The organism is Bartonella sp. CL25QHWL, from assembly GCF_042195335.1.
GTDB lineage: Bacteria > Pseudomonadota > Alphaproteobacteria > Rhizobiales > Rhizobiaceae > Bartonella.
Genome location: NZ_JBHIOE010000107.1, coordinates 1 through 579 on the forward strand (window position 1 = coordinate 1; position 579 = coordinate 579).

Here is a 579-nt window from a genome sequence, read left to right on the forward strand (position 1 = left end):
ATTATGCTATTCAGGATGTTCGGAAAGAAGCAAGACAAGCTGCTGCTATTGGTCTAGCGGTGTCCAACTTACGTTACAATGATGCACCAGGAAAGTTAAGTGTTGCACTTGGTAGTGGTATATGGCTCAATCAGTCCGCATTTGCTCTTGGTGCTGGTTATACATCTGAAGATGGAAATATTCGCTCTAGTCTATCTGTGACAAGTGCCGGAGGGCGCTGGGGTGTAGGTGTAGGATTAAGCTTAACTCTAAATTAATAAAATTCACTACGATTATTTTCAAAAATGCTCCTGTCTATACAAGACAGGGGCGAAAAGGGTTGTACGATTAAAAGAACGGCACCCACAAATAACAGTGCCAGCATTAATGTTGAAAATAAAGAAAGAGAAAAGGTGTGAAGAGTGGTGTGTTTTACGCAAATTTGACAGAAGTCGTGGAGGGGGCTGGTTGGTGGTTGTTACATGACAGTGAGCAGCAGATTAAGACAGTTTTTGATGATGCGAAAAAATATACGGATAGTCGGGTGGATAATATTGTTATTAATGCCATTGATGATGCTGTTGATCGGTCTGACCGATA

Annotated in this window: 2 protein-coding genes; both read left to right on the plus strand. The window is 41.5% G+C overall.

Annotated features, from left to right (window positions below):
- A partial coding sequence (locus ACFILY_RS09705) for a YadA-like family protein (protein WP_375632011.1) occupies window positions 1-257 on the plus strand: 257 nt, incomplete at its 5' end.
- Between the two features lie 137 nt (window positions 258-394).
- The coding region (locus ACFILY_RS09710) for a hypothetical protein (protein WP_375638024.1) at window positions 395-579 on the plus strand (185 nt) is incomplete at its 3' end.